The 21989-nt window shown below is 64.8% G+C and carries 22 protein-coding genes; 10 read left to right on the top strand and 12 right to left on the bottom strand.

Annotation, left to right across the window (positions count from 1 at the left end; genetic code table 11):
• The 7 genes from AC07UK_RS00430 (at position 1) to AC07UK_RS00400 (ending at position 4897) form a co-directional block, all read left to right on the top strand.
• Positions 1-504 carry a Na+/H+ antiporter subunit E gene (locus tag AC07UK_RS00430; RefSeq protein ID WP_436221751.1) on the top strand — a complete coding sequence of 168 codons (504 nt, stop codon included), beginning with the start codon at positions 1-3 and terminating at the stop codon, positions 502-504.
• The gene (locus AC07UK_RS00425) at positions 489-761 is read left to right on the top strand and encodes a K+/H+ antiporter subunit F (RefSeq protein ID WP_013956829.1); all 273 of its coding nucleotides are present in this window, start codon (positions 489-491) and stop codon (positions 759-761) included. Before AC07UK_RS00430 ends, AC07UK_RS00425 begins: the two co-directional genes overlap by 16 nt.
• Before the next feature lie 10 nt (positions 762-771).
• A complete protein-coding gene (locus AC07UK_RS00420; RefSeq protein ID WP_013956828.1) occupies positions 772-1116 on the top strand; it encodes a Na+/H+ antiporter subunit G in 345 nt (114 codons plus the stop codon).
• Between the two features lie 42 nt (positions 1117-1158).
• A complete protein-coding gene (locus AC07UK_RS00415; RefSeq protein WP_013956827.1) occupies positions 1159-1401 on the top strand; it encodes a hypothetical protein in 243 nt (80 codons plus the stop codon).
• A 93-nt stretch (positions 1402-1494) separates the two neighbouring features.
• Positions 1495-2322, top strand: a complete 828-nt coding sequence (locus AC07UK_RS00410; RefSeq protein WP_436221750.1) for a class I SAM-dependent methyltransferase — start codon at positions 1495-1497, stop codon at positions 2320-2322.
• Positions 2323-2462: 140 nt separating this feature from the next.
• Complete coding sequence (locus AC07UK_RS00405) at positions 2463-4109, top strand: c-type cytochrome (protein WP_436221749.1); 1647 nt, start codon at positions 2463-2465, stop codon at positions 4107-4109.
• 101 nt (positions 4110-4210) lie between these two features.
• The gene (locus tag AC07UK_RS00400) at positions 4211-4897 is read left to right on the top strand and encodes a cyclase family protein (RefSeq protein ID WP_436221748.1); all 687 of its coding nucleotides are present in this window, start codon (positions 4211-4213) and stop codon (positions 4895-4897) included.
• Between the two features lie 41 nt (positions 4898-4938).
• Here AC07UK_RS00400 and AC07UK_RS00395 read toward each other — a convergent pair whose 3' ends face one another.
• From AC07UK_RS00395 to AC07UK_RS00370, 6 genes are all read right to left on the bottom strand, one after another.
• Complete coding sequence (locus AC07UK_RS00395; RefSeq protein WP_494685471.1) at positions 4939-5946, bottom strand: nitroreductase family protein; 1008 nt, start codon at positions 5944-5946, stop codon at positions 4939-4941.
• Between the two features lie 4 nt (positions 5947-5950).
• Entirely contained in the window at positions 5951-7060 is a 1110-nt protein-coding gene (locus AC07UK_RS00390; RefSeq protein WP_494685472.1) for a GNAT family N-acetyltransferase, read from the bottom strand.
• On the bottom strand, positions 7057-8280 hold the full coding sequence (locus AC07UK_RS00385) for a hypothetical protein (protein WP_494685473.1): 1224 nt from the start codon (positions 8278-8280) through the stop codon (positions 7057-7059). The genes AC07UK_RS00390 and AC07UK_RS00385 overlap by 4 nt, the downstream gene beginning before the upstream one ends.
• Before the next feature lie 3 nt (positions 8281-8283).
• On the bottom strand, positions 8284-9168 hold the full coding sequence (locus AC07UK_RS00380) for a HesA/MoeB/ThiF family protein (RefSeq protein WP_114135323.1): 885 nt from the start codon (positions 9166-9168) through the stop codon (positions 8284-8286).
• A complete protein-coding gene (locus AC07UK_RS00375; protein WP_494685474.1) occupies positions 9165-10118 on the bottom strand; it encodes a hypothetical protein in 954 nt (317 codons plus the stop codon). The genes AC07UK_RS00380 and AC07UK_RS00375 overlap by 4 nt, the downstream gene beginning before the upstream one ends.
• A gap of 396 nt (positions 10119-10514) precedes the next feature.
• Positions 10515-12248, bottom strand: coding sequence for a site-specific integrase (locus AC07UK_RS00370; RefSeq protein WP_081311600.1), 1734 nt, complete (start codon positions 12246-12248; stop codon positions 10515-10517).
• Positions 12249-12487: 239 nt separating this feature from the next.
• On the opposite strand from AC07UK_RS00370, the gene AC07UK_RS00365 reads away from it, so the two are divergent.
• Genes AC07UK_RS00365 through AC07UK_RS00355 form a run of 3 tightly spaced genes read left to right on the top strand, consistent with a single transcriptional unit; the run spans position 12488 to position 15166 of the window.
• On the top strand, positions 12488-13447 hold the full coding sequence (locus AC07UK_RS00365; protein ID WP_053821819.1) for a chromate resistance protein ChrB domain-containing protein: 960 nt from the start codon (positions 12488-12490) through the stop codon (positions 13445-13447).
• A 22-nt stretch (positions 13448-13469) separates the two neighbouring features.
• Complete coding sequence (locus AC07UK_RS00360) at positions 13470-14660, top strand: chromate transporter (RefSeq protein ID WP_053821818.1); 1191 nt, start codon at positions 13470-13472, stop codon at positions 14658-14660.
• 47 nt (positions 14661-14707) lie between these two features.
• Entirely contained in the window at positions 14708-15166 is a 459-nt protein-coding gene (locus tag AC07UK_RS00355; protein ID WP_115737187.1) for a chromate resistance protein ChrB domain-containing protein, read from the top strand.
• A 28-nt stretch (positions 15167-15194) separates the two neighbouring features.
• Here AC07UK_RS00355 and AC07UK_RS00350 read toward each other — a convergent pair whose 3' ends face one another.
• The 6 genes from AC07UK_RS00350 to AC07UK_RS00325 form a co-directional block, all read right to left on the bottom strand.
• Positions 15195-15329, bottom strand: coding sequence for a YHYH domain-containing protein (locus AC07UK_RS00350; RefSeq protein ID WP_099047658.1), 135 nt, complete (start codon positions 15327-15329; stop codon positions 15195-15197).
• A gap of 105 nt (positions 15330-15434) precedes the next feature.
• Positions 15435-15812: a hypothetical protein gene (locus tag AC07UK_RS00345; protein WP_053821816.1), complete on the bottom strand. Its 378-nt coding sequence runs from the start codon at positions 15810-15812 to the stop codon at positions 15435-15437.
• A gap of 51 nt (positions 15813-15863) precedes the next feature.
• Positions 15864-18968 carry an efflux RND transporter permease subunit gene (locus AC07UK_RS00340; RefSeq protein ID WP_053821815.1) on the bottom strand — a complete coding sequence of 1035 codons (3105 nt, stop codon included), beginning with the start codon at positions 18966-18968 and terminating at the stop codon, positions 15864-15866.
• Positions 18969-18976: 8 nt separating this feature from the next.
• Positions 18977-20110 (bottom strand): efflux RND transporter periplasmic adaptor subunit, encoded by a 1134-nt coding sequence (locus AC07UK_RS00335; RefSeq protein WP_053821814.1) that lies wholly within the window; start codon positions 20108-20110, stop codon positions 18977-18979.
• A gap of 11 nt (positions 20111-20121) precedes the next feature.
• Positions 20122-20676, bottom strand: coding sequence for a hypothetical protein (locus AC07UK_RS00330; protein WP_053821813.1), 555 nt, complete (start codon positions 20674-20676; stop codon positions 20122-20124).
• On the bottom strand, positions 20673-21893 hold the full coding sequence (locus AC07UK_RS00325) for a TolC family protein (RefSeq protein WP_061959896.1): 1221 nt from the start codon (positions 21891-21893) through the stop codon (positions 20673-20675). Before AC07UK_RS00325 ends, AC07UK_RS00330 begins: the two co-directional genes overlap by 4 nt.
• Positions 21894-21989 lie beyond the last annotated feature (96 nt).

Here is a 21989-nt window from a genome sequence, read left to right as displayed (position 1 = left end):
ATGCTGCGGCGCCTGTTTCCCCATCCCTGGCTGAGCCTGATCCTGATGATCATGTGGCTGCTGCTGACCAACAGCCTGGCCCCCGGGCACTGGCTGCTGGGGGCACTGCTCGGCTGGGCCATCGGCCGGCTGGCCGACCGCTGGCTGGTGCTGGGCGCGTTTCGCCTGTCGCGGCCCGACCTGATCCTGCGGCTCAGCATCCATGTGCTGTTCGATATCGTGAAAGCCAACGTGGAAGTGGCCATCATGGTGCTGGGCCCCACCGCGCGCCTGCGCCCCGCCTTTATCGTGGTGCCGCTCGATGTCGAACACGAGCTCGCCACCACCGCACTGATCAGCATCGTCTCGCTCAGCCCCGGCACGCTGTGCGCAGAGCTGAGCGACGACCGCCGCGCCTTGCTCGTGCACGTGCTGGACCTGGAGGAAGAGGCCGCGCTTGTCGAGCTGATCAAGACGCGCTATGAAACCCCGCTCAAGGAGATCTTCCAATGCTTGCCATCGTGATACCGGTCTGCCTGGTGATCCTGGGCCTGGCCTTCCTGCTGACCCTGGCCCGGTTGCTGCGCGGACCCAGCCTGCCGGACCGCATCGTGGCGCTGGACACGCTGAATATCAACGCCATCGCGCTGATCGTGGTGCTCGGCATCAGCCTGGATTCGGCACTGTTCTTCGAGGCCGCGCTGCTGATCGCGGTGATGGGCTTTGTCGGCACCGTGGCGCTGTCCAAGTACCTGCAGCGCGGCGACATCATCGAATACTAGGGCCTGCCAGATGCTGCATCCTGTTGCGGAATTCATCGTGTGCGCGCTGCTGCTGGTGGGCAGCGTGTTCATGCTGGTCGGGGCGATCGGGCTGTTCCGGCTGCCGGACTTCTTCATGCGGCTGCATGGGCCGACCAAGTCGACCACACTGGGCGTGGGCGGGGTGGTGCTGGCCTCGGTGGCGTACTTCAGCTTCCGGGGCGATGCCAGCCTGCATGAACTGCTGGTGACCGCCTTCCTGTTCCTGACCGCGCCGATCAGCGCCCACATGCTGGCCAAGGCCGCGCTGCAGCGCCAGCTGCCGGTGGATCCGCGCACGCGCGGCAGCGGCTGGATGCCGCGCATCCGCGATTAGGACGCGACGCGCAAACCCGATCAACCCAAAGGAGACCAAGCCATGCCAACCCCGCAAGATCCGCGCCTTGGTGCCTGCTGCTACCTGCTGCACATGCTGCTGCAGCGCACCGAGATGACCCGGCCCGGGTTCCTCGATCAACTCATCCGCGGCGTCACTGCCGACCGGGATGGCATGCCGCAGGACGCGCCAGGCCGCGAGGACGCGCTGCCGGTGTTCGAAGAGACACTGCGCATGCTGACCTCTGCCAGTGACCAGCTGAAGGAAGCCGCCTCCCGGGCATAAGACGTTCTGGCCGCCACGGTTTACTTTCGCTGCAATGTGTCCTACACCCAGTCAGGCGATGCCGGCACCTTTCACGCCAGGGCAGGGGGTTTCATGGACTTGCAACACTCGGACAAAGTCTTCGCGGGCGCGATTCCCGAAGTCTATGAGGCCTTGATGGTGCCGATGATCTTTGCGCCATACGCTGCCGACATGGCTGCCCGCATCGCCGCGCTGCAGCCGCGGCGGGTGCTGGAACTGGCCGCCGGCACCGGCGTGCTGACCCGGGAAATCGCCGGGCGGCTGCCGGCCGATACCCTGATCGTTGCCACCGACCTCAACGCGCCGATGCTGGCGCGGGCCGAGCAGGCCGGCACCAGCCGCCCGGTGCACTGGCGCGAGGCCGACGCCATGGCGCTGCCGTTCGCCGATGCCAGCTTCGACATGGTCGCCTGCCAGTTTGGCGTGATGTTCTTCCCGGACAAGGGCCGCGCCTTCGCCGAAGCCCGCCGCGTGCTGGTGCCGGGCGGCACGCTGATCTTCAATGTCTGGGACCAGCTGGAATTCAACGCCTTTGCCCGCGATGTCACTGCGGCACTCGCCACGCTGTTTCCCGACGCGCCGCCCGAATTCATGGCCCGCGTCCCGCACGGCTACCACAGCCAGGCCACCATCGAGCAGGATCTGCGCCTGGGCGGATTCCAGTCATCCCCGGTCTTTGAAACCGTCGCGGCAACCAGCCGCGCCAGCGCCGCCCGCATCCCGGCGGTGGCATTCTGCCAGGGCACGCCGTTGCGCGCCGACCTGGAGCGGCGCGGACCGGATGCGCTCGGCCGGGCAACCGACCATTGCGAACAGGCGTTCCTGGAGACTTACGGCGCCGGTCCGTTGGCGGGGCCGATGCAGGCGCACGTGGTGATGGTAACGGCGCCCGCCGGTTAAGGCTGCCCCGGCAGTTCGCCGCGGCGCCACCCGGGCGGTGGCCTGGCTGCAGCGGTTGGCTTGAGACTGCACGGATCGTCGGCTACCATCAGCGCGGCGCGGTCCGGATTCCCTGGCGCGCACTGTCGGACTTGACTACGATGCCCCTTGTACGACGCGTGCTCGCGATCGGTCTGCTCTTAGGTTCGCTGTCGGGATGCGATTTCCTGCGCGGCTACGCCGAAGGCGAATCCGCGGTCATGCGCGACTTCAGGGCCGGGGGTCGAGCCGCTGACCTCGGGGCGGCGCGCTTTGTCTTCGATGACTTCGGCGGCCTGAGCACCGATACTCTGGAAACCAATGCGCTGCCGTGGAAGCTGGCAACGACGGCGCTGCTGCTGGCCGGCGGCCCCGGCGTTCCGCTCACCCAGGACGCCTTGCGCCGGGCGCTGCGCGAGTTTGGCTTCATCTATCCCGATGCGGTCCGCAACTGGCCGCGCCAGCAACAGCCCCGGTTCGACAAGCCCCTGGGCGTGGTCAGCGGAATGATCCGCCGGGACATCCCGAAGATCCGCCTGGAGGTGTCCAACCTGGGATGCGCATCGTGCCATGCGGGCATCACCTACGGGAAGGACGGGCGCCCCACCAACGATGTCTGGCTGGGGCTGCCGAATACCTCGCTCAACCTCGACGCCTTCGTCGCTGCGGTCTATCAGGCGGTGAAGCGGGTGAAATCCGATCCGGAAACGCTCCTCTCAGCCATCCACCAGCTTTACCCCGACACCAGCAAGGAGGAAATGGATACCATCCGGAAATTCGTCTGGCCGCGGCTGGTGAAGCGGGTGGCGGAACTCGAAGCCAGCGGTGACGAGCCACTGCCGTTCAGCAACGGGGCGGCCGGCAGCACCAATGGTGTCGCGGCACTCAAGTTCCAGTTTCATCTTCTCTCAGCGGGCACGGCCGCCAGGGGTTCTACCTCGATTCCGGAACTGGGCTACCGCAGCCTGCGCTCTTCGCTGCTCTACGACGGCGTCTATACCAGCAAGGGCGCGCCGCGCTTTGCGCCGGTAGCGCCTGGTGCCGCCGATGATGCCGGGCGGCTGGCGCATATCGTGGCTTTCTTCACGGTGCCGACCATGGGCATGCCGCCGGATCGCGCCGGCCGCGCCATTCCGCAGGTGGAAGACGTCATGCGATTCATGGCGGGCTACACGCCGCCGCCGTTTCCGGGCCCGGTTGACCGCCCCCGCGCCGCGCGCGGCCGTGCCGTCTTTGATGCCCATTGTGCCCAGTGCCACGGCAGCTACAGCCAGGACACAGAGCGCCCGCGCCTTGTCAGCTTCCCCAACCGGTTGGTGGCACAGGCGGATATCGGGACTGACCCGACACGCTGGCAAGCGATCGATCCCGGCCTGCTGCAAGCCATCTCGCGCTCCGAGCTGGGCAAGCATATCGACGCGGCCAACACCGGGGGCTATGTCGCGCCCATCCTCTCCGGCGTGTGGGCGACGGCGCCGTACCTGCATAACGGCTCCGTGCCCACGCTCTGGCATCTCATGCATCCGCAGGCGCGGCCCAGGCGCTTCTGGGTCGGCGGTCATGCACTGGACTACGGCAAGCTGGGCATCGCCGGCAGGCTCGATGCGGACGGCACCTGGGCCTATCCGGCCAGCTACCAGCCGTGGTCGAAACCCGTGCTCTACGACACCGCGACAGCGGGGCGCGACAACCGCGGCCATGAACAGGCGTTCTCGACCCTTGCAGAAGGCGACAAGGATGCATTGCTGGAATTCCTGAAGCTGCTTTAGTCTTGTGGGCCCCTGTTCACGACGCCATCTTTTGGCAGCTTGACCCGGCTGAAGGCCCGGCAGTAGCATCAGTTCAGCGCAACCAGGATGGAGCGCAGAAGATGATTGTCGATCTCTCTCATGTGTTCCACGACGGGATGCCTGGCGTCCTCTTCAAGCGCGAAACCGGCGAAGCGGTCGAACTGACCGCGCATATCCGGCCGTTCATGACGCATGCGCAATCAGGCTGGCACTACGAGGGCAAAGCCTCGTTCGAGATTTCCGAGGTGGCGTTCCAGACGTCCGTCGGCACCAAGCTGGATGCACCCCGTCATCGCTTCGAAGGCGCGGAAGACATTGCTGCCCTCGATCTCAGCCGGCTGGTGCTTGACGGCGTTGTCATCGATGCCCGCCACGCAACCCCCGGACAACAACTGGCGTGGAATGACCTGCAGTTTCCCGAGCAACTCGCAGGCCGGGCTGTGTTGGTGAATTTCGACTGGGATCGCCATTGGGGAACGGAGATCTATCGATCGCACCCGTTTGTCTCACGCGACGTGATTGACCGGCTCTGCGATGCGGGCATTTCTTTGTTCGGGGTGGATTGCGCGAACGTCGACTCCACCCAGGACCCGGAACGCCCGGCGCACACCCGGTTTCTCGGACGAGGCATCCTGATCGTCGAGAACCTCACCGGACTGTCGCGCCTGCATGGCGTGCCGTTTCGCTTCTTTTCCATCCCCCTGAAGGCGCGGGACGCGGCGGCTTTCCCCGTCCGCGCTTTCGCCGAGGTGCGCGAACACGCATAGCCAGGACCGCGCCCCGGGTAAGGGCCGCAAGCGTCGTTGGTTCAGGATGCTTGCACCAACTCTGCAGCGGGGAGTCTTGCGCTTCGCGGGATGCCCCGGACCGGCACCGGCCCAAAGCGCATGATGTTCACAAGCCTGTTTCCGCGCGGCAAGCGCTGGCTTTCGGCAAGCATGGCGGCATGACCAGGTGAATCGGCCAGCGCCGACATCGGCACGCCGGCAAAACCCCTGGCGGTCATGGCCAGCCAGAACCGGTACCAGCGGCGCCCGATGTCAAAACTCGTGACGTCGGGTGGGGCATGAATCAGGACGATCCGGGCCGCGCTTTTCACTTTTGCGCTTTCCGATGTCAGCAGGCGGGTCAGCGAAAGCGCCGAGAGCAGCCGGACCACACGGGGTTTAAGCGCAATCGACGCGCCCCAGGCTTCCCAACGCGACAGTGCCATGCATTCGGCCGAAAGCCCGTCGCGCGGCCAGCCCGGATCGTGCGGTGACAAGCGCAGCCAGTGACAGAGCTCCTCGGCAAACCGTGGGTCCTTCAATCCCGCAGCAGCGGCATCGTCATACCAATTGGCGATTTGCGCCGTGCTGTCCTCGCTCGCCAGCGTGACGAACTCCGCGTGGGCCGCAGCGCATTCACTCAACGACTTGATCTGCGGCGGGGTCGCACGGAGAAACTTGCCTCGATAGGCGCGGCGCGTGTCCACGAAGGCGGCAAGGGGATCCGGGCTCGCACCTGATGTGATCAGGCCAGATGCGGCCGGGCGCAGGCCCTGGGTAGCGGGCGGGTAGGGCAGGCCGGACACCTCAGGCTGCGTAAGCCCCAACCCAAGCGTCGACAACGCCATGGCCATGCCTTCCCAGGCCATGCCCAGGGCGATCTGGTTGTCCCGCCCGGTGGGGTCGCCCACCGCTAGCCATCGCACAGGGTCTTCAAACAGTTCAACCTTGTCGCCGGCAAAGCGCCAGCGAGCGGGCTGGATATTGTGCGCGCTGGGAGCGCGGCCAGCCTGGGCGACGAGGGTGAGTTGCTGATCGCGCGTAAGCATATCGCTAGATGGCTTTCCTGAAGAGATGCAGTTGATGCAGCACCGTGGCCCCCATCTTCTCCATTTGCTTCAGGCTGGCGCCGTTCGAATCCGACACCCAGCTGATCCCCAGGTGCGAGTACCCGGCACCGCGCATCGCCTTGAGCAGATGGTGCAGCATGACGCCGTTGACGCCGCGGCTGTGGTAGTCCCTACGCACGGAAAAAAAGATGATCGCCGCACGCTTGCGGCTGGCGCGGAACCTGATCAGATGCCAGAGCGTGGACAGCTTCAGGCGGAAGCCGGTGGCACGCAGAAACGGATTGAGGTCCGGCACGCACAGCAGCACCCCGATCGGCTCCCTGTTGAAATAAGCGGTATAGGACAGGCGCTCGTCGATGATCCACATCATGCCGGCGCAGGGGAACAGGAATTCCTCCTCCGTCAGCGGCACGAACATCGGATTGCCGGCGAAACCATCGTTCAGGACAGCGCATGCTTCCAGCAGGCGCCGGTCAAAGCCGCGCCGCCGGATCGGCTCGAATTGCCAGGCGGGATCGTCCAGCAGCGCGCGTTGCTTGCTCCCGATCAACTGCTGCGGATCGTAGCTGCGCACGTCAAGCTCGAACGTGCGCATCGGAAAGAACGGCTCGAAGCCGCATGCCTGGAGCAGCCTGGCAATATGCGGCGGCGTGTATTCCTGGTAGGTGTATGGCGGATGCTCGAAGCCCTCGGTGACGATGCCGATCATCTGCGTGATCGTCAAATTAAAACTGCCAGCCAGTTCGTCACAGCCGTTGTGCTTCACCCAACCCGCCGCCGCGTCGAGCAGCGCTTGCGCGACCTCCACGTCATCGACGCAGTCGAACATGCCGAAGTAGCCGCGCTTCTCGCCGTATTGCTGATTGGATGCATCGTGGATATGGGCCAGGATACGGCCCACGATCTGTCCGTCCCGATGGGCAGTGAACCAGGTGCGGCGCGCAAACTGCCGGAACAGCGGGTTCTTCGCCGGATCCAGCGCGCGCGCAAGATCCCCCTTCATCGGCGAGACAAAATGGGTATCGCGGCCATAGCAGGCGAAGGGCGCCTCGAAGAACGCGTCGAAATCGCCTTCACGCAGCACGGTTGTCATGCGGCCTCCCGCTGCCCGAGATGGCGCGCCAGCCGCAGGATCACCGCGGCGCGCAGCTCGCCGATGGCCGCGTTGGCGCCTTGCGGCAGGTTCAGCAGCACCACCTGCGCGGGCTGGCGCGCGATCAGCAAGGCATGGGTCATTTCGTGGCGCTCGAGCAGGTCTACCAGCTGCTCCGCGGCCTCGACCCGATCGCCTTCGCGGATCCTGGCCCACGCCCTGGCGTCGCCGATCGACACGGGCTCACGCCGCTTGCCGGCCAGGTTGAACAGCCCGTCCAGCGCGTAGCCAGCAAGCTCCGCGTTGCCGAGCACCACATGGTCAGCGGTCTGCGGCAGGCGCCTGAGCGAATGCAGGAAGCCCTCCGGCGTATCCAGCCGGGCATGGAGCAGCCAGCGCAGGAATGCATTGCCATCGCCCGCCAGCGACATGGCGCGAATGCGGACAAAAATGGCCGTCAGCAGCACCCATGCGATGGCGACAGGCATGCCGCGCAGGCCAGCCTCGGCGAAGCCCGGGCCGGGCCCGCGCGAGGCCAGCGCCATCACGCTGGCCAGCACGACGGCGAAGAGCAGGGCGGCTGCGATATGCGCGAGCAGCCCGCGCACGACCCGCTGCGATTCCGACAGGTTGAGGAACACATAGACGAATGCCAGCGCCCCAAGCGCCCCCAGGCGAACCGGCACATGGCCGAGTTCCTCGCGGAAGTCGGTGGCCGCGAGCGGGACGGCCAGGGCCACGACCACCACCACCGCCCGGGCCAGGCGTTCCTCGTTGTCGGACAACTCGGCATCGCGCAGCCACAGCAGGAACCAGCCATTGCTTGCCGTGACCACGGCGAAGCAGCCAAGGAACGCCAGCAGCAGCAGCGTATTGCCCGGCAGATCGGTAAAGAGATTGATGACAAAGAACAGCACCGACACGCCCAGTGCCATCAGCTTCAGCCACAACGGGTGGTGGCGCCGCACCAGGTGCTCGGCAAACAGGGTCATGGCAATGGGCAGCAGGGTCGCCGCAGCAAACACCAGCTGCGCAAGCAGCGTGCCGCCAAACAGCCAGGAAAAGCCCCGGACCGCCAGCAGCGCCGTCAGCACCCCGAACAGGAAGAGGCCCGTGCCGGCCCCGGCCTCGCGCCGGGACCAAAGGAAATGCAGGTAGAGCCCGCAGCCCACCGCGCCGAGCCAGGTAACGGCCACATCGCTTGCCAGGGCGTCAATCACGCGTCAACCTTCATCTCGCATCAACCTCGCCATGAAGCGCCGTACCAGCGCGCGCACGGCCCATGCCGTCAGCGCATTGCGCGGCGTCTCGACACGCATGCTCCAGGGATTGAAGAAATAGCCGCGCACACCGGCCAGCCGCGGCCGGCCAAGCACCAGCTTGATCGCTTCGAACGCCATCAGATTGCCCGTGGTGATCACCATCGGCGCAAACGACATGCGCTTGCGCTTGCCGGTCAGCAGGTCCTTGGCGATGCCAAGCTCCACATGCCGGACGGAACTCGAGTTGACCATCACATATTCCAGTTCCTTGCCCAGGCATTCCTGCCTGACCTCCGGCGTCAGGGACTTCCAGTCCATGCCGGCCGTGGGATAGGAAAGACGCTCCTCGGGCCGGGGATCCTGCGGACGGACGACCGTGACGGAGGGCAGGGGAGCGGTATAGGCGTCGATGACGGTCGCACCATGCTCCCGCGCCTTGCGATAGAGCGCGATGCCCGCGGCCATGTCATCCATGCCGTTGACCACGATCTTGTAACGGCTCAGCAGGTCATCGAGCTTGTCGGTCCATTCCGCGCCGAAGGTCTCGATGGCGAGTTCCGGGTTGATGCGCCGGATCTGCGCCACGGTGGCCTCGACCTTGTTCACGCCAACGGTATCCAGGCTGGCAAACACCTGGCGGTTCAGGTTCGACACGTCGAACGCATCGAAGTCCGCCAGCGCGAAGCCGCCAATGCCCACCCGTGCCAGCGCCTGCAGGCAGGCGCCGCCCATGCCGCCGACACCGCAGATCAGCACCCGTGCATTGCGCAATTGCTGCTGTTCCGCGTCGGTCACGAAACCGATGTTGCGGGTGGTGAATTCCTCGTATGAAAACGGTGGAATCATTGGCTTTTCCTTGCGCGCAGGACTCCCATCGGCTCGCGCGGGTTCAGCCAGTGGAACAATGGCAGGACGATCCGACCGACAGCCAGGAACGCAATCTGATAAAGGATGGCGGGCAGGGAGTCCCGAGGGACTTCCCGCAACAGGTATTTCCGTGCGCTGGCCAGGTCCAGGCAAGCGATCTGCAGGAAATCGTCGCCGCGCTGGTAATCAAGTTCCCGCTGGCAGAGTTCGTTGGCGCGCTCGTCCCGATGCTTCGGTGCCTGGTCGAACGTCTTCTTGAGATTGTCCGAGCCGCCCGTATAGGCATCGGTAATCACGAACCGCGCCTCGTCAAATCCCGCCGCCCGGTCAACCCCAAAGACATGCCGGTGCGATTTCATGATCTCGCGGGCCACGCTCAGGTGTTCAAAGCTGCGCCGCGACGGCTCGAAGGGATTGGGATAGGCCGTGACAAAGACCTCGGCAACCTTGCCGATAATGGCCGGCACCTGGGTCACATTGCTGATCCAGATCGGGCGCAGGCCGCGGCGGAAGAAAAGCAGGATGCAGGTCAGCCCGTACAGCACCCAGGACAGTCCTTGCGTGCGATAGCCCGGATCGACCATCACCAGCCCAAGGTGAATCGCCTCGGCCGGCCGTCCCTTGATCTCGATCGGCATGACCGACAGCGCATTGAACGCAATCGCCTGGCCGCTGTCCCGGTCATAAAGCAGCGTGATCACGGCCCGCCGCAGCCTTTCAGGGTCGCCGGAAAGCACCCCGTAATCGAGGTCCTTGCCGATTCCCCGCTGCACGATGCCGCGCATCTCGGCCAGCATGGCTTCGAGCTGCTGTGCGTCCATCCACAAGCCGGGCCGCTCGACGACGCGGATCCGGACGGACCGGCTGGCCTTCAGGCTCAGGTCCAGGTAGCGCAGCCGCTGTCGAAAAGGCCCGATGAATTTGAACATGCAGGTTTGGCTGGTGCCTTGTTCTTGTGTGGCGGGACTGGTAGGCAAGTGTGGATTGGAGCATATAACAGCCAGTCCATGGTGTCACGGGCGTGGCCATGGGAAGAAGGCCGACAGCAGGCCAGTTTTGGCAACGGGGTACGACATTTCTATTTGGCTCAAGTACGACATTACTAATTAGCCCTGACATGCAATGATCGCATAATGTATATTACGTTAAATGGGAAAAGGTATGAGCACGACTTTCAACGAAGGCGACCGTTAATTTGCAGAAGTTTGTTACCCGTTTTTGCATAAATTTGTTACCCGCCCCCTAGGCGCTCACCTTTCGGATGCTGGCAGTTCCGATGACGCCTTGTTCGTCCGTACAGCCCGCTGTGGACGCCCTTGCGGGTGTCATTTGGCCCCAAATGCCTCTCCGATCTGCCGGGCCCGTTTGACTTCATCGCTATGCAGATAGACCGACGTCGTCGACACGGACGCATGCCGCAGGTTGTCTCGAACGATGGTCAGTTCCGCGCCGCTTCCTAGCGCGTGTGTGGCGTGCGTATGGCGCATCCAGTGTGGACTGGCGCGGCGCAGCTTGTCCGCGGCCGCGGGATGGTCCGCACCAATGACATCCGCAGCCAGCTTGAAGAACCGCTTCACCACATGCCATAGCCGCGTGCTCGAGATGCCGATCTCGGGCTCGCCGCCCAGATCACCGACCAGGCGAACCTCGGGACGCCACAAACGCCGACTGATGGGCAGTCCGCGTTCCGTCAGGTAGCGCTCCACCGCCCGTCGCGCCAACGGGGGCATTGCCACGTTGCCGCTGCGGCCGCCCTTGCCGGTCAGCTTGAGCCATTCGTCGCCTTGCGCGTCGGTCCAGACATCCCCGAGCGTGGCTCCTACCAGCTCGCTGGGGCGTAGCCCGGTCGCATAGGCAAAATCCAGCACGAAGCGCAGGCGCTGCGCCGCGGCGGCCTCCCAGCCGTGGGACCATTCGAGCCCGTCAGCAATGGTCCGCACTAACTTCCATTCACCGTCGGTAAAGGCGCGCGAATTGTCCAGCGCCGCGGTGCGGCCGCCGCCGCGCACCTTGATGCCGGCGAAGGGATTGGCCAGCACGTAGCGTTGCTCGACCAGCCAGCGGAACATCGCCCCAAGGATCGACAGCGCATGGGCGACCGAGCGTGCGGCCAGCGCACCGGTGAACGGCCGCCAGTCCGGCGACGAGCGCGGGCGTGGCGGCCCGACCCACCGCTCTCGCGGCATGGGCCGCCGCAGGAAGGTGCGGTAGGCCACGGCGTCTTCGGTGGTCAACGACGACAGCGGCCGCTGACGCTCGACGATGGCCCACAGCATCAGCCGTTCCGCTTCCTTGCGGTAGGTGCGATGAGTGGCCGGCGACTCGTGCAGTGCCAGCCAGGCCTGCACCGCCTCGTAGTCGTTGTCCGCGGTCAAGGTGCACGTCGCGCGCGGGGCGCGAAAGCGCCCTTCGGAGCCGTCGACCTGATGGGGCAAGCGTAGTTGCTCCCACGGCACGACGCTGCTGCGCCGCTCCTGCACGATCAGCGCGCGGGCCCGCTCGGTCAGCTCAGGATGCGCGGCGAAGAACGCCTCGATCTGTCTGGCACCGGTAGCGCCCAGCCCGGGGATGGTTGCCCACCAGCGTCGACGCCTGGGCACGCGCACCGTCAGCGCCGCCAGCGTCTCGATGCCGTGGGCGCGCAAGGCAGCGACGGCGCGAGCCGGCAGCCAGCGACTGATGTCGTCGGTGATCGCTGGCTGTGGCGTGGGCAGCGTGCGCAAGACCTCAATAGCACGGTCGGCCGCCCTGCCCTGCGCCACCCGCGCCGACGCCGGTATCTCGAACAACGCGGCCAGATCGTCGCGGCCGCGCTCGCGTGCCAGCGAGGCGAGCCGGCGGCGAATGCGGCCCAGCACGGCGCGCGAGGATTGGCCGCGCGCCCTCTCCTCTCCCAGGTATTGCGCCACGGCTTGCCGGGAGCTGAGGCCGGCATGCCAGGCACGCAGCGCGGCCAGGGAGGCGGCATCGGGGAATGCCGTGGAAGCATCGGCGGAGGCCGTATCCATACCCGTGCTGGCGGCAGATGCGGAGTTCGGTAGGGTCAGGCGCGATTTCATGGGCGCCAGTTTAGCGCACCGAAATGGCTATTATGATAAGCATACTGTGCCGTTCGTATTTTGGCGAGAATGGCTCGGAGCCCCGCTAGGCTCTACAAACCTTGACCGTCTTGTAGAACATTGATGACGCCCACCGGGGAACGTCTATCGAACTCGGCCATCGCAATGCGGCATTGGTAACGCCTGTAATGATCTCTACACAGTTGTAGAACACGCTACGAAGGCCTACGCTTGCAGCGATGACATACCTCGCTGCTCCCTGGCTCCTCCTTCTCGTTACGCTGCCCGCTGGCAGCACCACCGCTCGCATGCGGTTATGGCGCGCCGTGAATGCGCTTGGCTGCGCCACGCTGCGCGATGGCGCCTACTTGCTTCCTGCGTCCCCCGAACGCGCCGAGCGGCTGAACCTGTTGGCCACGGATGTGCGTCGTCACCAGGGAGAGGCTTGGCTCTTGGCTGTCAGCGCCGATGGGGAGCAGGAGCGCGCCTTTGCACTGTTGTTCGACCGCTCGCCGGACTACGCCCAGTTGCAGGCGGACATCGATCAAAGCGGCGCCGCTCTTGCGCAAAGCAATGCCGCCGAAGTCCGGCGCTTGCTTGACCGTTACCAACGCGCCATCAACGCCATTCGTGCCGTCGACTTTTTTCCCAACGACGCGTCCAACCGAGTGTCCGCGAGCTGGGACGCATTTCAGCGCGGGGCCGGTCGGGTTCTCTCGCCAGGTGAGCCGCACGCGGCGGACATGGGCATCGTTCCCAGGGATCCCGCCCAGTACCAGGGACGCCGCTGGGCAACACGGCGACATATTTGGATTGACCGCATCGCCTGCGCCTGGCTGATTCAGCGCTTCATTGATCCGCACGCGACATTCCTCTGGCTTGCTGATCCGCAGGCGTGTCCCGATGACGCGCTTGGATTCGATTTCGACGGTGCCGCTTTCACGCACGTGGGCCAGCGCGTCAGTTTCGAGGTGTTGTTGGCCAGCTTTGGGCTGGAGGAAGACCGCGCCCTTGCCCGCATCGCCGCGATCGTCCATGCCCTGGATGTCGGCGGGGACCCGCCCGCGGAGGCCGCCGGTCTCGAAGCGATGCTGTCAGGGCTGCGGCAGACCGCTCGGGACGACGACCAATTGCTCGCCGAAGGCATACCGGTTCTGAGCGCGTTGCATCGTCATTTCAGCACCCGGCCCAAGCGCTGATCTCTCACTTACCTATGCACCAATGAAAGCCGATCGCACTACCGTTCCGTCCCCCTCAGGGGGGTCTTACACCCTGTGGCAACTGGTGGCGTACATGCTGCGCCTGGGCACCCTGGGCTTTGGCGGCCCCGTGGCGTTGGCTGGCTATATGCATCGCGACCTTGTCGAGTCGCGCAACTGGTTCACCGAGGCCGACTACAAGGAAGGACTGGCCCTGGCCCAATTGGCGCCCGGCCCGCTGGCAGCACAGCTTGCCATCTATCTCGGTTTTGTCCACTACCGTATTGCCGGCGCGACCCTGGTCGGCATCGCCTTTGTGCTTCCGTCCTTCCTCATGGTGTTGGCGCTGGGTTGGGCATACGTGCGCTTTGGCGGCCTGACGTGGATGCAGTCGGTCTTCTACGGCGTGGGTGCCGCGGTGATCGGAATTATCGCGATCAGTGCGTACAAGCTGACGCGCAAGAGTGTTGGCGGTGACCCCTTGCTCTGGACCATCTATGCCGTCCTGGTCGCGGTCACCATCATCACGGAATCAGAGATCGCGTGGCTGTTCATTGCCGCCGGCGTCCTCGTGTGGTTCTGGCGCGCGCCGCCGAAGTGGTTCAAACAAGGTGGCATGCCGATCGCTGCTGCGTGGCAAATTGCGCCGGGCTCGGGAATTTTGACCAACTTCGATTTGCCGTTGCTGACGCAGATTGGGTTGTTCTTTGCCAAGGCTGGCGCCTTCGTCTTCGGCTCGGGCCTTGCCATCGTTCCGTTCCTGTACGGCGGCGTCGTGACCGAGCATCAATGGCTCAACGAAAAGCAGTTCGTCGATGCGGTAGCGGTGGCGATGATTACGCCGGGTCCCGTCGTCATCACGGTGGGCTTTATCGGCTATCTGGTGGCTGGGCTTCCCGGGGCCATCGTCGCTTCGTTGGCCACCTTCCTGCCGTGCTATCTGTTCACCGTGATTCCGGCGCCCTACTTCAAGAAGTACGGGAAGCTGCCTGCCATTGTCGCCTTCGTGGACGGCGTGACAGCCGCCGCAGTCGGGGCCATCACGGGCGCCGTCGTTGTGCTGGCTAAACGTTCCATTATCGATGCACCCACACTGGTGTTGGCGATCGTGACCGTGCTGCTGCTTTGGCGATTCAAGAAGTTGCCGGAACCGGCGATTGTCGCTGGCGCCGCGGCAGTGGGTCTCCTGGTGTATCCGCTGCTGCGGTCCTGAAACCCTGATGCGGGCGGCCAGGCACCCGTACCCATGAGGAGACGACCATGAAATGGGTCACCCGCGAAAGGCCAAAGATCGACCGCATTGCCTGTCCTTGGCTGATCGCCCGCTATATCGATGAGACGCCTGAGTTTTTGTATGTGCCGCCGGCCGACGTATTGGCTGTTGCACAAAGCACTGGCGCCGTTCCATATGATGTGCCCGATGTGGAGTTGTCGCATGTCGGCGACCATTGCAGCTTCGATGCCTTTCTCGATAAGTACGGATTAGCCGAGCCGGCCCTGCAGCAGCTTGCCGCCATCGTGCGTGGCGCGGACACATCGAGGCTGGACCTCACGCCACAGTCGGCGGGACTTTATGCCATCTCGCTCGGTTTATCGCGGCGCTTTGCCGACGATCACGAGATGCTTCGCCATGGCGTGGTTCTCTACGATGCGCTGTACGCCTGGTGCAGGGATTGCCAATCGGAGACGCACAACTGGCCACCAGCGCAACGCATCTGAACGCAGCAGCTGGCAGCCTGCTGCGAGATCAATGGCAATGTCGAATGCCAGTCTTGTGGTCCATATGGCAGCCATTTCGATCGGTGCCGCCGCTATGCGACCACGCCGCAGTAGACGCGAAACCGAGGACCGCAAAGATAAGAACAATGGCGCTGCGCAGCATGATGTCTCCGTCCGTCTAGTGTTGATTTGACGGTAAGGTAGCACCGAAGACGCATTTGGCCATCCCTTCGCAAGGAGGGATGGCCACCTCCTCAAGCGCGGAGGCTTACTTCACCGCGAACCTGACGGTTACGGTTTTGCCATCGGCAAAGGCGACATTTGCCACCACCTTCGCACCGGGAGCCACGGCGATTTGTTCGGCGCCCACCAGCACATTTCCTTCCGCGGGCTTGAGCGCCGTCTCGCTCTTCTTGCTGCCATTGAGCACCGTCAGCTTGCCGCTCGCGCCCGCGACCGACTTCTTCTGGTCATGGTCGTCCACGTACAGGCTGACGTTGCCGTCCTTTGCCACCAGTTCGAACTGCATATCGCTCGCCGTCTGCACGACGCCGCCGTACTGCGCCGGCTTAGCGCCGTGCGCCATCGCCGTGCCCGAGATCGAGATGCAGATTGCGGCCAGCGCCGCGGCAATGCGTTGGTTCATAGTCCACTCCAAAAAACAGTGGGCGGCTCGAGGGCGCCGCCCTGACCCATTTCAATAGGCGTGCGTGCCGGCTTGGCCGGCGAGTTCTTCGATGGATTCACGCCCGAACAGCCATACCGCCAGCGGCGTCAGCACGGTGTCCAGCAAGGTCGAGCTGACCAGCCCCCCGAAGATCACGACGGCCACCGGATGCAAGATCTCCTTGCCGGGCGCATCGGCCGCCACCAATAGCGGCGTCAGAGCGAATGCCGCCACGAGAGCGGTCATGAGCACCGGGGTCAGACGCTCCAGCGAGCCTCTGACGATCATCGGCATGCCGAACGACTCCCCTTCGAGCCGGCAAAGATTGATGTAATGGCTGACCTTGAGAATGCCATTGCGCGTCGCGATGCCGGTCAGCGTGATGAAACCGACCATCGATGCGACGGACAACGTCAGGCCCGCGGCCCACATCGCAATGACGCTGCCAATCAGCGCGAAAGGTATGTTGGCCATGATGATCAGCGTCAGCCGATGCGCGCGATATCGGGAATACAACACCAGGTAGATCAACGCCAATGACATGACGGCCAGGAGAGCAATCAGCTGCGTAGCCAGCTCCTGCGCCTGGAATTGCCCCTCGATGCTGACGAAGTACCCGCCCGGCAGACTGGACTGCGCGACCGCGCCCCGTACTCCGGCGATGATGCGGCCCATGTCGGAGCCGTCGGTATTGGCGTAGACGACGATTCGTCGCCGGCCATTTTCCCGGCCGATCTGATTGGGGCCATCGCCCTCTTCCACCGATGCGATGGCGGCCAGCGGCACGGGCCCGCGTGGCGACTGGATCATGATGCGCGCCAGATCCTGTGGCGTGCGCTGCGTTTCGGCCAGCCGCACAACGAGATCATGACGTCTCACGCCCTCGATAACCTGGGATGCCCGTGCGCCTTCGGAGAGCGTCTGCATGGCGCCCAGCGCATCGCCGGGCGTGATGCCATACTGCGCGGCCTTTCGATAATCCAGGCGCACGTTCACCTGTGGAATCAATACCTGTCTCTCGACCGTGATGTCGACCAGGCCGGGCACCTGCGCCAGGCGACCGCGGACGGATTCCGCCAAGCCCCGCAGGGTATCGAGGTCGTCGCCGTAGATCTTCAGGGCGATCTGCGCCCGCACGCCCGACAGCAGATGGTCCAGGCGATGAGAGATCGGCTGCCCGATGGCGACGGATGCAGGCAGCGAGGAGAGTTGTGCGCGGATGGCGGCCATGACTTCCTCGCGGCTGCGATCGGAACGCTTCAGGTCGACATCGATCTCGGACGAATGCACCCCTTCGGCATGCTCGTCGAGCTCCGCGCGGCCAGTACGGCGGCCCACCTGCGTGACTTCCGGTACCTGGCGAATCAGCGATTCGGCCAAGGCGCCCATGCGGTTCGCCTCCGTCAGCGATGTGCCCGGATTGAACATCAGGGACATGACCAGCGAGCCCTCGTTGAAAGCCGGCAGGAAGGCCCGCGGAAGCCACGGTATCGATGCCGCCGCGATAAGCGCGGCGATCCCGGCGCCAGCGAGAATGACCCGGGCACGCGGAAACGACCAGTTCAGCACGCGCGTATCGACCCGCTTGAGCCATCGCACCAAGGGACTATCGGGATGGTCCAGGCGCTTCATGCCGGGAAGCAGGTAGTAGGACAGCACCGGTGTGACGGTCATCGACACCAGCATCGACGCAAGGATGGACACGATATAGGCCACGCCCAATGGCGCGAACAACCGGCCCTCGATGCCTGGTAGCGCAAACAGCGGCACGAACACCAGGACGACGATCAACGTGGCATAGACGATGCCCGAGCGCACCTCCACGGACGCGCGCCAGATCGTCTCCAGTACCGCAGGCGCCTCCGTCATGGTCTTGCGCTGCTTGAGCCGGCGCAGGATGTTCTCCACATCGACCACCGCATCGTCGACCAATTCGCCAATGGCGATGGCCAAGCCCCCCAGCGTCATCACGTTGATCGACTGGCCCAACACGTGAAAGGCCAGCGCCGTCACGGCCAGGGACAGCGGAATGGCGATCAGAGAAATGGCGGTCGTGCGAGCACTGAGCAGGAAGGCAAAGAGGATGATCGCGACCATGATGGCGCCGTCGCGCAGTGCCTCAACCACATTACCGATGGAAGCCTCGATGAAATCCGCTTGCCGGAACAGCACGCGCGGCGCTTCCAGGCCCTTGGGCATGCCCTGCTTGAGCTCGGCCAGCGCCGCTTCCAGTTCGCGTGTCAGCTTGACGGTATCGGCGTCCGGTTGCTTTTGCACACTGACAATAACGGCCGGCTTGCCGTTGAACCCGGCGTCGCCGCGTTTGACCGCGGGGGCATGGCGCACACTGGCGACCTGCTGGAGCAGCACCGGGGCACCATCGCGATATGCGACGGCCAGCCCGCCGAGATCATCCAGGCGCGTCGTACGGCCCAGGTTGCGAATCAGATATTCCCGGCCGTTCAGGTCGATGAAGCCGCCACTGCTGTTGCTGGCGAAGTCCCGCAGCGCGTCGGACAACTGGCCGAGCGAGATACCGAACTGCGCCATCCGTGCAGTGTCCGGTTCAACCCGAAGCTGACGGACTTCGCCGCCAATGGGAATCACCTGTGATACGCCCGGCACCGACAGCAGCCGCGGGCGCAGAACGAAATCGGCGTACTCGCGTGCCACCATCGGGCTGACGCTCTGAGCGTCGATCGGCAAGGCGATGAGCATGATCTCGCCCATGATGGACGAAACCGGCCCCATGATGGGCGTCAGTCCACCGGGCAATTGTTCCCGCACCAGCGCCAGGCGCTCCGACACCAATTGCCGGTTGCGATAGACGTCGCTCCCCCAATCGAATTCGGCATAGACAATCGACAGTCCCACGCCGGAGACCGAACGCACTCGCGTCACGCCAGGCATGCCATTGAGCGCGGTTTCGATGGGAAAGGACACCAGCAACTCGACCTCCTGGGGCGCCATGCCGCCTGCCTCCGTGATCACCGTCACCAGGGGCTTGTTGAGGTCCGGAAACACATCCACGGGCGTACGCCAGGCCGTCATGGCCCCGAACGCCATCAAAATCGTAGCCAGGGCCAGCACCACCAGCCGGTTGCCGAGGCTGGCACGAACTATCCAGTTGAACATGCCCGCCCCTACCGAATCTGGTTGATCAACGAGGCACCGCTGACCACCACGCGGTTCTCGGGGGACAGACCGTCAACCACGACGACATTGCGCGCATCCAGGACACGTACCTGGACGGGCTGTGCGATAAAGCGCTGGGTCCCGGACTTGATCCAGACACTGGTCTCATTGTTCTGCCCGCGGACCACCGCTTCGCTTGGCAGCACAATTCCCTTCACCGTGTCGGTCAGGTGCGCAACGACGGTCACGGGTTGCCCGACCGCAAGAGGGAGCGACGTCTGGCCGGCAAGCCGGAACGTCAGCGGTACCGCGCCGTTGCGCAAGCTGCGGCCCGCGCCGACAAACTGCAACGCCCCGCCCTGCACGTTTGCCAGGGCTCCATCCCGGATCCGGCCAGCGAGCGAGGCGTCGGCGCTCTGGGCCTCCACCATCAAGCGGGTCGGGTCGACGATTTCATACAAGACGTCATCACTTGCGGCGACTTGACCTGCGACGACGTTGGCCGAGGCGACAATGCCGCTCGCCGGCGCGCGCAGCGCATCGGTCTGATGCAGGCTGGTTCCCACGGCGGCGCGCTGACCGGACAGGCTCTGGACTTCGGCGCGTGCAGCTTCGATGTCCTTGCGGGGGATGCTGTCCTGCAGCGACTCCAGCCGCTGCAGGCGCTGTTGCGCGAGCTTCAAATTCGCGCTCAGGTTTGCCAGTTGAGCTTGCTGATTGCCGATGTCGAAAGGTTCGTTCTTGTGCCGCAACACCGCCATGACGTCGCCCTTTCGCACACGCTGGCCCAGCACAGGGAATCCGCCCGGCGGCGCCTCAAGCCAGCCGGGGTGTCCGGCCTGCAAGCGGCCACCCGCGTTCGGGTCCATCACCACAGTCGCATTGAGCTCCAGCGACACAGGATGCTCGCCAGCTTGCGGCATGATGGTACGAATGGCCATCCGGCGCTGCGCCAGCTTGGGCACCTGCACGCTGCCATCAGGAAGCCGCGCGAGCCCGGCCGCTGCAGTTGGCGCGGGTCCGTCAAGATGCTCGCCGTCGGGACCATGGGCGCCCGGAGCGGCCCAGGCGGGAACGATGGCGCTGAATTGGGCCGCGGCGGCGGCCACCAGCAGCGCCCGGCAGAATGTCGTGTTTTTCATGTGATGTCGGCCTATCGGTTCATCGCGCCAGTCCGACGGCGATACCGGCGGATCATGACGAACAGCCCCAGTGCGAGGACCACTGCGATCGCAGCGCCGGCCCAGGGCTTCCAGGCAACGTGGTCGTGGCCGTGTTCGTCGCCACCAACGGTGATACGCCCCTCGATCAGATCGGATTCGGCGCCGGCAACCAGCGTAAAGACGAGCGCATGCTGCCCCGGTGCCTGCAGCGCCTTCAGCAGTGCCGCATCGGTGAAGGAAAAGTCCCCCAAATCGGCATGCAGCTTGGCCTGCGCCTTGATTTCCCCTAGCTCGACCTCTAGCGTGCCTGCTGTCACTGGCTCGTTGGTCGCATAGCGATCGACGAGTATGGATAACTCATCGTCGTAGAGCGTCCCGACTAGCTCGAACGCTTCGGTGTTTGCTTCGATGGTCGGCCTTGTGGTCCCGGCCGAAGTTGCGGCCGGGGCGTCAAGATGTTCGCCACTTGGGCCGTGCGCGCCGGGGGCTGCGTATCCAAGGCCGCATCCGAACAGCAGCACAAGCGCGATGAGGCAACGATTCATGGCAATACTCCCAGAGCCTGATTGAGATTGGCGATGGCAGCGCCGCGCCGCGCGCGCTGTCGCGCTGCGTCGGCTTCGGCTTCCAGCGCCTGGTTTTGTGCGCGCAATACCTCGGTCAGGCCGATTTCGCCTGCATCGAAGGTCTTGCGCAGGAGGACCGCGCGCTCGGCGAGCATCGCGCTGCGCTGCTCACTGAGCTTGAGCTGCTGCTCCACCAGCGTGAGAGCCTGTCGCGATGCCTCCGCTTCGGACTGCACCACGCGCTCCATGCGCTCCCGCTCCGCGCGTGCGGTCATGACTTCGGTCTGAGCGGCAGTTTCCCTTGGCAGATTGCGGGCGTCCGTCGCAAACGGAATCCGAATGAACACGCCCACGGTCTGGTCGGACGGCGCGCCGCCACCGGCCGCATCACGGCGATAGGAGACCCCTACCTCCGGAGCGTCCCGGCGGGACTTCTGCAGATACCCGAGTTGTCGTTGCGCGCGGAGCAGGCCTCCGGCGGCGGCTTCCAGCGATGGGTGGGCCGAGACGGCCTCGGGCATGGCAGGTCGCTCCTCGTAGCGCAGCGGCAGCGCGGAGGCACCGGTCAATTGGAACAGCCGTGTTGACAGTTCGGTCATCCGTGCCTGGCTGTCGGTCAACAACGCGCGCGTGGCGAGAAGATCCTGATCCGCTAGCAGCAGATCGGTCCGGGCAAGATCGCCGGCGGAAACCCGTCGTGCCACATCGTCGCGCAAAGATGTGGCGTTTAGCACGCGTCGGCGCAACACTTCCTGCTCGGCCGCAGCCGCCGCAAGCTGCCAGACCCGATCCCGCAATTCGCCGGCAACGGCCAGCCTGGCAAGTCTCGCTCTGGCATCCGCCTCCGCCAGCTGGGCGTCAGCGAGCTCGCCCCTCGCCGCTCGCTGACCCGGCAGCCAGATAGGCACGCCAAGCGCGACTTCGCTTTCTCGAACGCCCCGCCCGTCCGTGAACCGGTCCCCACGATGACGCAGGTCGGCGACGGGAGGTCCGGCGATCAGCGAATCCGCCTGAATACGACTTGCAGCGGCCTCCTGTCGCCGCCCCTCGGCCGTCTGGAGCGCGACCGAACGCTCCCATGCGACCTCGAACAGGGACTGCAGGTCCGCTGGCGCGGATCGCTCAGCGGGCGCTTGGGCGTATGTAAGGGGCGACAGCACGAGCGCTGCCACCAGAAGTAGAAATGATCTCTGCATGAAAAACCCCAACGCGAATGGCTTGAAGAAGCAATGCGACGGGGCGCGACCCGTAAAAAGGCGTCGCAGCAGACGAACAAACGAACGCTACCCCGT

The sequence above is a fragment of the Cupriavidus sp. GW821-FHT07C08 genome, assembly GCF_059419025.1.
The sequence above is the reverse complement of the archived record's forward strand: the minus strand, read 5'-3'. Positions and strand labels throughout refer to the sequence as shown.